At 39.8% G+C, this 14,667-nt stretch carries 11 protein-coding genes; 8 read left to right on the plus strand and 3 right to left on the minus strand.

Going from position 1 to position 14,667, the window contains the following annotated elements; all coding sequences use genetic code 11:
• Positions 1-3 precede the first annotated feature (3 nt).
• From CL181_RS16970 to CL181_RS16980, 3 genes are all read left to right on the plus strand, one after another.
• A complete protein-coding gene (locus CL181_RS16970) occupies positions 4-879 on the plus strand; it encodes a glycosyltransferase family 2 protein (RefSeq protein WP_097300512.1) in 876 nt (291 codons plus the stop codon).
• A gap of 208 nt (positions 880-1,087) precedes the next feature.
• Positions 1,088-2,269 (plus strand): RNA-guided endonuclease TnpB family protein, encoded by a 1,182-nt coding sequence (locus tag CL181_RS16975; protein ID WP_217993210.1) that lies wholly within the window; start codon positions 1,088-1,090, stop codon positions 2,267-2,269.
• A 75-nt stretch (positions 2,270-2,344) separates the two neighbouring features.
• On the plus strand, positions 2,345-4,939 hold the full coding sequence (locus CL181_RS16980) for an oligosaccharyl transferase, archaeosortase A system-associated (RefSeq protein ID WP_097300513.1): 2,595 nt from the start codon (positions 2,345-2,347) through the stop codon (positions 4,937-4,939).
• 313 nt (positions 4,940-5,252) lie between these two features.
• Here CL181_RS16980 and CL181_RS16985 read toward each other — a convergent pair whose 3' ends face one another.
• A complete protein-coding gene (locus tag CL181_RS16985; protein WP_097300514.1) occupies positions 5,253-5,441 on the minus strand; it encodes a CxxC-x17-CxxC domain-containing protein in 189 nt (62 codons plus the stop codon).
• 201 nt (positions 5,442-5,642) lie between these two features.
• Here CL181_RS16985 and CL181_RS16990 point away from each other — a divergent pair, with 201 nt between their 5' ends.
• Both CL181_RS16990 and engB read left to right on the plus strand, forming a co-directional pair.
• Positions 5,643-7,310, plus strand: coding sequence for a DUF11 domain-containing protein (locus tag CL181_RS16990; protein ID WP_097300515.1), 1,668 nt, complete (start codon positions 5,643-5,645; stop codon positions 7,308-7,310).
• 88 nt (positions 7,311-7,398) lie between these two features.
• The gene (engB, locus tag CL181_RS16995; RefSeq protein WP_097300516.1) at positions 7,399-7,971 is read left to right on the plus strand and encodes a GTP-binding protein EngB; all 573 of its coding nucleotides are present in this window, start codon (positions 7,399-7,401) and stop codon (positions 7,969-7,971) included.
• Between the two features lie 20 nt (positions 7,972-7,991).
• Here engB and CL181_RS17000 read toward each other — a convergent pair whose 3' ends face one another.
• Together CL181_RS17000 and lysS are read right to left on the minus strand one after the other, a co-directional pair.
• On the minus strand, positions 7,992-9,719 hold the full coding sequence (locus CL181_RS17000; RefSeq protein WP_097300517.1) for a DUF11 domain-containing protein: 1,728 nt from the start codon (positions 9,717-9,719) through the stop codon (positions 7,992-7,994).
• A gap of 123 nt (positions 9,720-9,842) precedes the next feature.
• Positions 9,843-11,351: a lysine--tRNA ligase gene (lysS, locus tag CL181_RS17005; protein ID WP_097300518.1), complete on the minus strand. Its 1,509-nt coding sequence runs from the start codon at positions 11,349-11,351 to the stop codon at positions 9,843-9,845.
• Positions 11,352-11,419: 68 nt separating this feature from the next.
• Here lysS and CL181_RS17010 point away from each other — a divergent pair, with 68 nt between their 5' ends.
• The 3 genes from CL181_RS17010 (at position 11,420) to CL181_RS17020 (ending at position 14,593) form a co-directional block, all read left to right on the plus strand.
• Positions 11,420-11,881 carry a phosphopantetheine adenylyltransferase gene (locus CL181_RS17010; RefSeq protein WP_097300519.1) on the plus strand — a complete coding sequence of 154 codons (462 nt, stop codon included), beginning with the start codon at positions 11,420-11,422 and terminating at the stop codon, positions 11,879-11,881.
• Between the two features lie 57 nt (positions 11,882-11,938).
• Entirely contained in the window at positions 11,939-13,240 is a 1,302-nt protein-coding gene (locus CL181_RS17015; RefSeq protein WP_097300520.1) for an ATP-binding protein, read from the plus strand.
• Between the two features lie 252 nt (positions 13,241-13,492).
• On the plus strand, positions 13,493-14,593 hold the full coding sequence (locus CL181_RS17020) for an MBL fold metallo-hydrolase (RefSeq protein WP_255251621.1): 1,101 nt from the start codon (positions 13,493-13,495) through the stop codon (positions 14,591-14,593).
• The last annotated feature ends 74 nt before the right edge of the window (positions 14,594-14,667 follow it).

Here is a 14,667-nt window from a genome sequence, read left to right on the forward strand (position 1 = left end):
AAAATGACCTCAAACCCCCTGGTCTCTGTTATTGTAGCTGTATATAACGGCGCCAAAACCTTACAACGCTGTATCGATAGTGTATCAGATCAGACTTATCTCAATAAAGAGCTTATTATCATTGATGGAGGTTCTACGGATGGTACGATAGAAATCCTGAGATCCAACCAGGATAAGATCACTTACTGGCAATCAGGGCCTGATAACGGTATCTATGATGCATGGAATAAGGCACTTGGTCATGCCGGGGGAGATTGGATATGTTTCCTGGGGTCCGATGACTATCTCTGGAAAAGTAATGTATTTGAAGAGATAATGCCGCATCTGGCCAGGGCGGAATCGCAAGGTATGCGGATGGCGTATGGGCAGGTTGCAAGAGTAACAGAAAATAATGAGATAAGTTGTGTTGATGGTAATTCGTGGGAATATACACGCAGGGGCATTGTTATAGATGGAATATGCACTTTTGCGCACCAGGGGATGTTTCATCATCGAAGCCTCTTTGAACTCTACGGAAAGTTTGATGAATCGTTTCGAATTGCAGGAGATTATGAACTGCTAATCAGGATCTTTAAGGATGGAGGGGATGCTTATTTTATAAACGGGCTGATTGTTGCAGGGATGCAAATTGGAGGAATTACTGCTAACACCATAAAGTTAATTAAGGAAACAGCCAGAGCACGCCAAAAAAACCAATTGAGGGTAATCACAATACCATGGCTCATATCTTACGCCTGGGCTATTTGCTTTCCATTTTTAAGTTTTTTGATCGGAGGGAAGTATGTCAGGTATTTGGTTAACTCCGGAAAATATTCGGTTGCGTATCTTTCTTACCAGAGGAAAGCTATTCTGGAACGTAAGAATAAGAATGATCAATGAACCACACGTAAGAATAAGAATAATAAATGAACCTGAATCCATGACAAAAATGTAATAAGAAAAAAGATAAATATACTTTGCGCGGGGTCAAGGGATAGAGATCGCCCAATGCCTTTAGGCTTGGGCTGAAACGTACCCCTTGGAATAGATTACTTTCACCCCACTCTATCATAAGCGATATATAATCTAAAAATAATGTCGATACAGCATGAAAAAGACATATCAATTCAGAATATACCCTAACAAGAATCATGAGGTTATTTTGAATAGAACGCTTGGAACTTGCAGGTATCTCTATAATAATGCTCTCGCAGAACGAAAGAAGCAAGCAGAGCTTAATCGGCTTAGAAAATCATTTGATGTATTCCCGTGGGGAAAACCTGAATGGATCAACAAATACGATCAAATGCTTGATTTAACAGCTACAAAAACAGAATATCAAAAAGAAGTATATGGTCAAGTATATGGTCAAGTGCTTCAAGATGTTTTAAAAAGAGTGGATCGCAGTTTCAAGAATTTCTTTAATGGGTTCGGATATCCCCGGTTTCAAGGAAGAAATAGATACAATAGTTTCACGTATCCCCAATCAGGTTTTTCAATCAAAGACGGAAAGCTTAACCTTTCAAAAATTGGAAATATCAAGATCATCCTGCATAGACCGATTGAAGGCATAATCAAGACCTGTACCATCAAAAAGGATATTGATCAATGGTATGTTTCCTTTTCATGTGAAATCGAAGAGCCTATCCCGGTTGAAGTCAAAACCAAAACAGGAATAGACGTTGGATTAATCGACCTGATAACCCTGAGTAACGGGGAACAGATCAAACCTCCAAAGTTCCTGCGGGAATCAGAGGATAAGCTGGAACAGGAACAGAAGCGGTTAAGCCGGAAAAGGAAAGGGTCGGGGAAAAGGAATAAGCAGCGGGTGATAGTATCAAAAGTACATCGAAAGATCAGGAATCAAAGAAAAGATTTTGCTCATAAGACCAGCAAGGTTCTTGTGGATTCCTATGACCGTATCGTGTTTGAAGATTTGCAGATAAAAAACATGGTGCAAAACCATCGTCTTGCTAAATCCATCTCCGATGCTGGCTGGTATCAATTAATGCAATTCACAAAATCCAAGGCAGAATGTGCCGGGAAAATAGTTGAATTCGTTAATCCCGCAGGAACATCCCAGACCTGTATTTGCGGTTTCCGTGTCCCAAAAGACCTTTCAGTGAGGGTACATCGGTGTCCTTCCTGTGGTCTTGTCATGGGAAGAGATCAGGTATCTGCGATATTAATCGAGAATAGCCCAATCAGTACGGTAGGAACTACCGGAATTAACGCCCGTCAAGGATATCTCAGCGGAGTATCAATGCAGCGGGACGCTCCGCGGCTTTAGCCCGGAGCAGTTCACAATAATCCGTAAGCTTTATAGTCTCCGAATTCCACTTATAAAACTGTTCCGAGGTGTACATTGGCTAAAGCAAAATCTAAAAAACAATATAAGGAAAAACAGGGCGATAATCTAAATAGTACAAAAGAAACGATGACGTCTTTGAAAGTCACATACCTTTCGTACATACTTCTCATTGCAATATTCCTGTTTTCATTTTATATACGCGGCATAATCCCCATGAAAACCGCCTTCCAGCAGGGACTCGTGGGTTTTGCGATGGATGATTCTGTTTTCCACATGAGACTGGTCGAAAACACGATTAATTTTTTTCCTCACAGGATATTTTATGATGCATTCACGATCTATCCATATGGGAGCACCATTCACTGGGGTCCATTATTTGACCAGATGATCGCATTTTTTGCAATAATTGCCGGTTTGTTCTTAAACGGCGGATTGCCAGCACAGTCCACGATAGATACTGTTGGTGTCTTTTTCCCTGCAGTACTGGGTGCTCTCATGGTATTTCCGGTATACTTCATCGGGAAGGAATTATTGAATAACAAAGCAGGGCTTATCGGAGCTTTTCTAATAGCCATTCTCCCGGGCCAATTCTTTTCAAGGTCAATCCTTGGTTTTACGGATAATCATATAGCTGAAGTCTTTTATACGACCCTGATGATGATGTTTTTTATTATGGCTATAAAAAAGGCGGAGAACATCACTTTTGATCACTGGCTTAAGAGAGATTGGGCTACCTTAAAGGTCCCTATAACGTACACTCTTCTGGCCGGAATTTCATTTGGAGCATATCTATTAACATGGACCACAGGCGTGTTTTTCGCAGTAGTATTTGGCATTTTTATAGTCGTTCAATATGTTATTGATCACTATAGAGGAAAATCTACGGAATACCTCGGTATTGTGGGAATAATAGCTTATTTTGTGGCTCTAATAATGACAGTACCATACGTTGATTTAAGTAACGAATTTAGTTCAAGCAGGTATTCTGCATTGCATATTATAGTTACCGGAGGGGGCATAGTTGTTTTTGCTCTTTTGAGTCTTGTTTCCAGGGAAATGAATAAACGGGAATATAAAGGATATCATTATCTATTATTTGTTTTAGTTGCAATTTTTGTTGGAATAATACTCCTGAAAATTATAAGTCCCGCTCTGTATAACGCTACAATAGGTCAATGGAATTTTCTTTTTGAAGGACTAAAAGATGGCGGTTTAACTATAGGAGAAGCTTCCCCAACATCCTATGAGGCTGCGCTGGGGTATTTCGGGTATAATTATGTTCTGTCATATATTTCAATTATTCTTCTTTGTTATTATGTCCTCAAGAAATCCAATGCAGAATACACATTGCTTGTTGTCTGGAGTATTTTCGTCCTGGGCATAATGCTTGCCCAGAACAGGTTTGGATATTACTATGCTGTAAACGTAGCAATACTTTCAGGTATACTTGGTTCTAGATTCCTGGACTTTGCTGACTGGAAAAGTTTTAATTCCAATGATATTATCGAATGTGTGAAAAAGATAAGGGTGCAGCACATTATTTCTTTTATCCTCGTGATCGCTGTTATCGGATTCTTGCCGTCTAATGCATCTCCTTATAAAATAACTATGCAGGAGGCGCCGGGGGGCGCTGTTGGATCGGGATTTTATGAATGGAATGAGGCATTGACGTGGATGAGAAATAATACTCCGGTGCCTGATTTACCATATTATTCAATTTATCAAAAACCAGCGCCGGGCCAACCATATAATTATTCCAGGAATGATTACGGGGTCATGAGCTGGTGGGATTATGGTCATATCATCACATACTGGGGACACCGGATCCCGAATGCAAATCCCTTCCAGGCAGGCATTGGCGGAAGCCTAACACATGACCCTGGTGCATCAACATTCCTGACCGCACAAACAGAAGAAGAAGCAAATGCTGTCCTTGATAAATTAGGTATTAACGGAAAACCTGGAGCAAGATATGTTGTAAGCAATGCATATATGGCATATTCGATCCAACCGATATTCGGTATATGGAATAAAAGTGATGTTTATGGAAGTTTTTATGCTCTCAATACCAGAGGAGGACGATTGCTTGTTCCAGGCCAAAAATTCTATGATACAATGGAAAGCCGACTGCATATTTTTGATGCCAACGGTATGAAATATTATAGATTGGTTCATGAATCTCAACCCAATCCTAATACACAGGGAGGATATTATGAAGTGGGAGTATATAATCAGGGTAATCAAATTACACCGGTCTGTGATTCACAACAAATATGCGTAGGTAAATACTGGTACAACTTTGCTTATAAATCAGATATACCAATTGAATATACAGGATATGCAAAGATATTCGAATATGTAAAAGGGGCAAGGATCACTGGAAATGCTCCTCCTGGTACTAACGTCACGCTGAACAATACAATAAAAACGAATATCGGAAGAACGATCCAATACAAACAGGTGGCAGCTTCAAATGGAACTTATGTATTCATCGTTCCTTATTCAACGCTTGGCCCGATCCCGGGTGAGACACGGTTCGACACAGGGCCTGTGGGTCCTTATTCCTTGACAGCAGGTAATGTCTCAGAGCAGATTGATGTTGCTGAAAAGGATGTACTTGAGGGAGGGACTATAACAGTTGACCTCTGAGTATTGAAATCTGAATATTGAAGTAGTGGGAACACGCACGGATACAAAAAAATAAATCCGTGCAGATGTGTTCTTGAATTTTTTAGGGGCACATGGGATTAAATACTTGATTTCGCCATTTATGACTTTTTATTATCCCCTTATATGAATAATGAAGAAACCACAGAGCCCACAGAGAGTACAACTCTGTGATCTCTGCGTCCTCTGTGGTTGATTATCCTTACCGAATTTATTTTCAATCAGGTTTCCTCAAAATAAAATTGAAAAAATGAGGGTTATTAAAACCCTCCAACTAAAAATAGTTATTTAATACTTAATATCTTGCTGGCTTGTGTTTCTGGTAGCATTCCCTGCAATATACCGGTCTGTCGCCCGATGGCACAAAGGGTACTTCAGTTTCCTGCTTGCAGTCTGCACATGTTGCTTTATGCATTTCTCTTGGTCCGCTGGGTCTGAAGCCTCTGCCTCCTCCGCGTGAACCGCCTCTTCTATCATATTCCATTTATTTCTTTCCTTTATATTTTAAACCAATTAACCTAAAAAAAACAGCCTTAGATAATTCATTTTATCTAATAGTTGCCATATATAAGCCAACCGATTAATACTGATTTGGTTATTCATGAATATATATCTTTGCATCATAAAATTGTTATAATTAGATATAGTAAACTATTTATTCCAAATTCATTATGATAATTATAATATGAAGAATATGAAGAAATTTGTTGTTCTATTAATAATTCTGTGGTTTGCCAGCTCTTTCCCGGCAGCAGCTTTCATAACAGATGAAATTGAGTGGGCACCTGCGGTAGAAGGTACGCTTTACAAAGGAAATAATCTCACCAATGGACCATACATGGTAAAAGCAGTACAATTTCCATCTCCTGTTAGAGGATTTAAGAACTTTAAAGGAGAAATAATACCGGAAACTTCGGTTGATCCGATGGTATATCTTGAGGTCTATAAGGATGGTACTTTCCTTAAAGAAGCTCTCTTGACCATGCAAAGCGGGCCAGAATTAGACCCTGATTATGAATTCAGGATTTCAGCAGTGGAGTTTCTCCCTGGAAATTCAAGGGAATGGGTAATGGAATATTATAAGCCGTGGGCAAAAGTTGCGGTCTCATTAAGAGGAAAGCCTGAACTTAATGTAACTGTTACAACAGAAAAAGCATCATATACTTCAAGCAGTGATCAGGTCATAACAGCTAAGGTCACTATAAAAAATAATGGTGATGCTATTGCTAAGAATGTGGATGTTTTTCTTAATCCAGATGAACTGGTTCTCAGGGGAGGCGGTACGGGGCAGCTCCACCAATCATATCTTGAATTGAAAAAAGATGAAAGTAAAAGTTTTGAAGTCGTATTCCTGGTTCCTGATGTAGTGGATCAGACAAACTATAGTTTGAGTGCAGATACAAAGAGTATCGATGTTAAAAATCTTGAATATAAATCGAGCGGATCGGTTTCTATTACAGTCTCTCCCAAACAGAATTATTATTCAGTAAGCAAAGCCTTCAGCAAGAGCCGCATATATCTCAGTGACATGCTAATGGTCAGATTAAATGTTGCAAATAATGGCGCGATGGATATGACAGATATTATCTTAACGGATAGCATAAACCCAAATTTTGAATTAAAATCCGACACATCATTGACCTGGAACATACCTGTAATTAAACCGGGAGAGTGGAAGGACATAGGGTATTCTATCAAACCCCTGGAAACAAGCATCAATGGATTTACATTTCCGGTAGTTAATGCCCAATTCAAAGTCAATAATAAACAATACAATATTTCTTCGAATGCATCTATCGTTATTGTAAATGGGCCAAAAATAATAATTAACAAAACTATAGATAAACAATTTATAAACATCAGTGACGATGTAACAGTGACAGTGAGCATCCAGAATATAGGAAATATTGCAACGCGTATGGAAGTCAAAGATTTTCTTCCAGAGAATGTAAGCCTTGTCAGCGGTTCAACTTCTCTTGATTCGACATTTCTGGAGTTAAATACTACAATGGGATTTAGCTATATAATCAGAGTTAATACCAGAGAAAATATTGAATTACCTGCGGCTATAGCTAATTACACTGGCATAGAATACAGAGGAATGACACGCTCTTCTGTAGAATCCGGACGTCCTGTCATCACAGTGATTGATCCGACAATGAATAGATCGATAAATCCAGCCATTCCAACTCTAACTCCAAATGTTCAGATGAAATCAGGAGAAACTAACCCACTACAGGCAACCTCATCACCAATAGCCTCAGAGCCAACTCCCACTCCCATCACTCCGGGGTTCGATATCATGTTTGGGATCGTTGTATTGACATTCGCTGCGGTTTTCAGGCGCAGATGATCAAGGCGTAGATTCACTCTTACAGGGAGCGCAAATCTCCTGGAACCAGCAAGCATTTTTATATGACTTTGGTGAATGCAGTTGCTACATGAAAGAGATAATTTTTGTAGGACGGTCTAATGTTGGTAAATCCACTCTGATCAGGGCGCTTACCGGAAAGAAAGTCCCGGTAGGGAAACTTCCAGGCGTAACAAGAAAGCCTCTCCATTTACCTTACCAGAATATTCAAATTACCGATATGCCTGGTTTCGGATATATGAGCAAAGTAAACAGGAAAGGCCAGGAAGCGATAAAGGATAATATTGTTCATTATATTGAAAATAATGCATCAAATATACTGCTTGCAGTTATGGTCGTTAATACTACATCATTTGTAGAAATTGTGGACAGGTGGACCCTGAGAAATGAAATACCTGTGGAAGTTGAGCTTTTCGAGTTCTTCAATGAACTGGATATAGACGTGATAATAGCTGCTAACAAAATGGATAAAGTGAAAGACCGGGATTTAGCGCTTGACGGGGTAGCACAACGGCTGGGCATGTCGCCTCCCTGGAGACAATGGCTGGATAAGATCGTCCCTGTAAGCGCAAAAAAAGGAAATCTTGGAGAATTAAAACAACTGATACAAAAGAAAATAGAAGGAATATCTAATTCCGTTTAGGACAATGGTGTCAAAGTCTATCAGGGACTATTTCCCACAAGGGCGCAAACATCAGTTGTCATATTAATTCGTGAAACAACATCGCTATTGCTATCGTTATTGTTATCGCACCCCATAAGGAGGTTCAAAACAGAATTCGCGTCATCAAATGTTGATGTGGGTGTGGGTTCTACAATAACGGGTTGTTCAGACTCTTGTCCGGGATTAACTGCATATCCAGCCTGCTGGTCAATGGGCTCTTCCGTAGAATTAAATGGTATTTCGAAAGCTGGATCAGGCGTGGGCTCCTGAGTTGGCTCAGGGGTTGGCGGCGGCCTGATGCTTAGAAGGAGTTTTTCGCTCATCGTAGTTAATTTTGAACCCTGGGAGCCTAATTCAAAATACTCTGCTTTAGCTGAGGGCAATTGAAGAGGTTCTGCGGAATTTGAACTGAGAGTATAAATTAAACTTAATTCCTTTCCTGCTTCAAGATACTCTTCAAGGGTTGTAGTACCGCTTATGAGCGTAGCATCCGGCGGTAAATCGTCTTTGATGGTGACCATAGTAGGGGTGGTTCCGCTATTTTTAGCGATGACTCTAACGGTTACTTCATCACCACCAGGATTGATTTCTGTTTTATCTGCCTGTTTAATCAGTTCAATCCTTGGCCCATATATTACAGTCTGTGGTCTATTTGACTGGATCATGTAGTATTCATTCTTCATATCAAATTCTGCGGTAGTGGAAGGGAATTTAACATCTCCTGCTACCGTTGGTTTCAAAAGATAACGGAAATACCATTCCTTATTTGGACCGACATTGACAACCCAGCGGAGTGTATTATTGCTCAATTGCTTGAATCCATTTGGAACAGTATCCACGATGCTGACGTTTTTAAGTTCATAATCAGCATTGTTCTTAAAAGAAATCGATACCATGATCAAGTCTTTTAAATAAGCCTTCGCGTTCGTATTCTTAGTAAGGGAAGGGGCTTGCTGGAGTGGCGGTGCGATCAGGATCGTTTTTAGTTGTGTAGCTTTATAAGGAACATCCTTGACATCAACGCCTCTGGAGTTGACAAATATATTAAATTTTTTTAGTTCCATAATAGCCGGTGTTGAAAAAGTAACGGCCTCACTGATCTCCTCTCCTTTCATGAGCGTCTCATAATAATATTTTAAATGCCCTCTCAATACAGGAAGTTCTGTACCTAAGTCCAGATCAATATTATTTATAGCGGCTGTTCCGGTGTTTCTCAATACGATCACTGCATTGATCTCAGCATTCGGGCCAGACACATACTCATCATCAGTTTCTATTGATAATTCTAATTGTGGTTTTCCTCTCTTGCTTAATTGCAATTTAGTCCATGGATTGTAACTTTCATATAACCAATCTTTGGATGAACCTGAAGGAAGCTGTACGACTTCAACCTTAAATTCGCTATCAGCAGAGATAAACGAGTCGCCTTGTGCAAGAAACGTTTTATTTATAAAACTACCATTTTTGGAAATATTCAATTCCACAAAAGGTTCGACTGGTTCAATTGGTATATTTTTATACTTTTCTGATTCTACAGGAGCGCTAAAAGCCGTAACCTTTACAGAATAGTCCCCAAACGAAATTACTTCATTCCGTTTCAAGGTTCCGGATGTTCCGTTTTCCCATTCGAGCCCATCGTAGGCGGCCGCAACACTGACAAAATATAATAATACAGCAAATATTATTATCCAGTTTATTGGCCGTGAAATTTTCCTTCCTTCTGTCATATTATTAGTAAAATTATTTACAATAATTCTACAACCTCAGAGATAATAAATCTTACATAGTACTTAAAGGCTATGTTCGTGAAAATGCGAACATACAAATAATTAGTATTATAATTATGTTTTTTACAAACTTGCCTCTTTAAATCTCTTTACAACGAAATCCTTCTCCAGGGATGCAAGGAAATGCCCTGCCCGGGGCCCGGACTTCAAACCAAGAAGTGCCAGATATACAGTCTCAAAAACCTGTTTTCCGTCAAGACCTGTTTCCCCGGCAATCTTATATAAGTTATCATGAATCTCCTGGCCTGACATCCCATGCTCCAGTTCGTCGGCAAGAATTGCAAGCGCAAGTTTCTGTTCTTTTGTGAAACTTTTTACCTGAGGTGGAATGTTCTCCTGGACTTTGAACTTAACAAACAGGGGAGCATATTTGGCAAGCCAGTTCCTTGCATTATTTGCTCTTTGCCTGATCGCTTCTACATCAGATGTATCGTAATCTGTTCGTTTCAGAACATTAAGAAGATAATCAAAACCCCTGTCATCAGCGATCTGCACTGCGGTAACCATGTGCCTGAAAGGAATTTTTGAAGGTTTTGTCCCTTCTGTCCTTGAAAGCTGGTATGCCCTTTTATCGCCTTCTACCTGGTCATACTCGTCAATAAGATTAAGGAATGAAAGACCCGGGTCAAATTCAATGTGTTTTTCGGGTTTCTGCCTGATAATAAGATAACGAAGGACTTCAGGCGGCACTATTTCAAGCATATCATTAATGGATATCGCAAGACCCGTAGATGAATGCATTGCGCCTTTGCCTTTTAGCATTATCCACTCATATACTATCGGATAGGGAGGTTCGTAATTGTATATTTCGCGGGCGATACGTTTTCCTGTGTCGTAAGAACCCCCGGCTGTGGCATGATCTTTGCCAAAAGGTTCAACCGTTGTACCAAATAGCGGCCATCGCGCAGGCCAGTCAACACGCCAGTTGAGTTTACCTGTGCCTTTCATCGAAACCGTTCCTGCCGAGCCGCATTTGCACACATAATCAATAGTTTCTTTCTCTGCATCAAAACCTGTGACTTTCGTGGTGCTTAGCCGCCCGCATTCTTTGCATATCGTATTATATGGGCTCCAGTCAGGTTCAAGCTCGCGGCCTGCAACTTCTGACAATATTCGCGCGATTGCATCCCTGCTGGTAAGTGCTTTCTTAATGGATTCAATGTATTTTCCCTCTTTATAAAGCGCATCAGCCCTGTAAACTTCCGGTTTTATGCCAAGAGTATGAAGCGCCTCAATAAAGGGGAGGAGGAAATGCTCTGCATAGCTCTTGTGGCCCCCGCATGGACACGGGATTTCAGAAAGCGGTTTTCCCACATGAGCTTCGTAATCCTTTGAAAGGAATGGATATACTTTACGAAGTGGATCAAAAGTGTCAGCGATATAGATCAGGTGTACATCTGCGCCCTTATCCAGAAGCGCTTTGTAAACAGCATCCGCAGTTACGACTTCTCTCATGTTCCCTATATGAATGGGGCCTGAAGGAGTAATTCCTGAGGCCACAGTATGCTTTTTTCCACGCGAAAGCAGATTTTGCGCTATAACATCTGCCCAGTGTATTGTCTCTTCTGTCATATTCCCCTAAAATCGCACAAGAGATATTAAAAGATACTCTTATCATTTGATTTTACAATTCTGAGTATATGTCACGCGTAGCTGTTGGAGGAACTTTTGACCCTTTGCATGACGGACACAGGTCACTCTTGATGAAAGCTGTTGAATTGGGTAGGGATGGTGAACTACTTATAGGGTTAACATCAGATGAAATGGCGAAAAACAAGATCCATGAAGTCGATGATTACCGGTCGCGCTATAATGAAGTGTTGAATTTTATCCATGACCAGGGCATTATCCCCAGGATTATAAAGCTTGATGACCCCTATGGCCCGACCATAATTGAGGATTTTGATTATCTTGTTGTATCTCCTGAAACACGTCCTATCGGGCTTAAGATAAACAGGATACGCAGTGAAAAAAATATGAAACCGTTAAAGATCGTCCTTGTTGATTATGTTCTTGCCGAAGATGGTTTACCGATATCCAGCACTCGTATCAGGAATGGGGAGATAGATACTCATGGGAAAGTATTAAGAACAAACTTGTAATAAGATCCGGATTATAATCGAAAGATTTAATTATATCACTCGACTATAGTAGAATATATGAATAAAGAGATTCTGGTTGAATGGAATCCTCACTGGGAGGAAACGGCTGGATCTAAGCTGATTGAACGCGAATTAGTAAGAGACATCGAACCATGGCTTGAAAGAAAGGAGATATTGGGATTTCTCGGTGTCCGAAGATCTGGAAAGACGACTTTAATGAGTATCCTGATAAACCTATTAAGTTCAAATATTCCCCGGAAAAACATTCTTTTTATCAAATGCGATGATGACAGGATTCAAAAAGAAAATTTGATCGATGATGCATTAAAAGGTTACATGGAACTGGTAAATCCGCAAGGCAAAATTTTTGTTTTTATTGATGAAGTCCAGGAGATAGATAACTGGGAAAATACCCTGAAACGGATATATGATCTGGAAAAAGGGATCAAATTAATAATCTCAGGTTCAAACTTCTCGATGCAAAAGGATGATTTCAGTTTCAGGCTCGCAGGCAGGATCGCGTACTTTGAAGTTTATCCTTTGAGTTTCAAAGAATTTCTTAAAATAAAGATCAGAATAAGAGATAAGATCGAAGCTCTTTCTAAGAAAGATGAAATAAAACATTATTTATTTGAATATATGGAATTCGGAGGATTTCCCGAAGTTGTCCTTGAAAAGAATCCCACCATGAAAAAACAACTGCTTCAGTTTTACTTTGATACTATAATTTACAGGGATATAATAAAAAAACGAGACTTGAGAAGCGCAGCAAAGATGGAAAGAATGATCAATATATTTTTACAGAACATTTCGAATCCCATGAATTTCAGCAAAGTCGGAAAGGATATTTTGCTTTCTGTGGATACTGTTGGTGAGTATGCGGCATATCTTGGGGATGCGTATCTTGTTTTTACTATGCCGATATTTAGCTTTTCTGTTAAAGCACAGGAAATAAATCCCAAGAAAATATACTGTATAGATAGCGGCATACGGAATATCAAAGGATTTAGATTTTCTCTGGATTACGGACGAATTGCTGAAAATATTGTATTCATAGAGCTAAAAAGAAGAACTTTTTCTGATCCTTTGTCCAGAATATTCTACTGGCATGACAAAAAGCAAAAAGAAACGGATTTCCTTCTGATGGGCGAAAACAAAGTAAGCAATGCTATTCAGGTTTGCTGGGAAATTATTCAACCTGTAGTCAAAAAGCGGGAAGTTGAGGGTATGCTTTCGGTTTTGAATGAATTTAATCTTGAGTGCGGTCTTATAATAACCGAGGACTACGAAGGTGAAGAAATTATAGGGACTAAGAAAATAAGTTATATGCCTTTATGGCTGTGGCTGTTGAGATTGTGATTTATTACGTGGTGACATGATCCAGATCAGAATATGATATCAAACCCATCTCAAAACAAAAGACTATAATATCTCTAAATAGAATTGAAGCGAGAATGTTAATGAGGCGATAACATAAACATACGATTCCTTGGAGGAGCAAGAGAAGTTGGACGATCCGCCATCCTGTTAAATGAAGAGCTTCTTCTTGATTACGGGATTAAACCTACCGATCCGCCGTCATATCCTTCAAATGGTCTTCGTCCGAAAACCATGATAATTTCCCATGGCCATCTTGACCACTGCGGACTTGCCCCGAATCTCATGGACCTTGGGCCTGAGGTATATTGCACATCCCTTACTGCAAAATTATCCGGGCTGCTGGCAAGGGATACTCTTAAGATCGCGGGGAAAAAAGGTCATATTATCCCTTATTATCATGAAGAGATCCAGGAATTCGAACGAAAGGTCAGGCCAATAGGATACAAAAAAGAATTCAATACCAATGGGTATTCTGTGTGTTTTTACGATGCAGGCCACATTCCGGGTTCTTCCATGGTACATCTTGAAAAAGATAAACAGACCCTATTTTATACAGGGGATATGAACACGATCAGGACAGAACTTCAGAATGGCGCAGATACGGAGTTTCCGGATAGCGATATACTTCTTATTGAAAGTACATATTTCGGGAGGGATCATACTCCCAGGAAAATACTTGAGGAACGGTTCATCGCATCAATAAGGGAAACAATTGAAAGCGGGGGAAGAGCAATAATCCCGGCTTTTGGGATCGGAAGGACGCAGGAGATCATGCTGATGCTTAAAAAACACGGGCTTTATGCGTATGTTGACGGCATGGGAGTTGATGTCTTTAACCTGATCAAAAGGTCGCCTGAGAATGTACCTGATATAAAGAAACTTGAAAACGCATTCGTCAGCACAAATATCGTAAAACGGGAAGACAGGGAAGCTATAATAAATGAACCTTCCATAATCGTTACAAGCGCCGGAATGTTAAACGGTGGACCGGTTTTATATTATATCGATGAGATTTTCGATGATCCCAAATCCAAGATCCATCTTACTGGTTACCAGGCAGAAGACACTAATGGAAGAAGGGCGCTTGAAAGCAGGTACATAGAAAATGGGAAACGCACTGTGAGGCTTAATTGCAAGCTTGAGCTGTATGATTTTTCAGCACATTGCGGGGATGCGCAATTAAAAGATGTTGTAAAAAGCTTCTGCGACAGAGGTACGGAAACCGTTATCGCAGTACATGGTGATAACACCGAAGGGTTCGCAAATTGGGTCAACGAAGAACTTGGGGTAAAATCGTTCGCTCCTGCCAATAAAGAAACAATATACATTTAAATCAAAGAAAAGTTTAAATCAACTGAATTCAAAAGATAAGTTGTTAAACAATTAATTATATATACAAGCATTAA

The sequence above is a fragment of the Candidatus Methanoperedens sp. BLZ2 genome (genome assembly GCF_002487355.1).
GTDB lineage: Archaea > Halobacteriota > Methanosarcinia > Methanosarcinales > Methanoperedenaceae > Methanoperedens.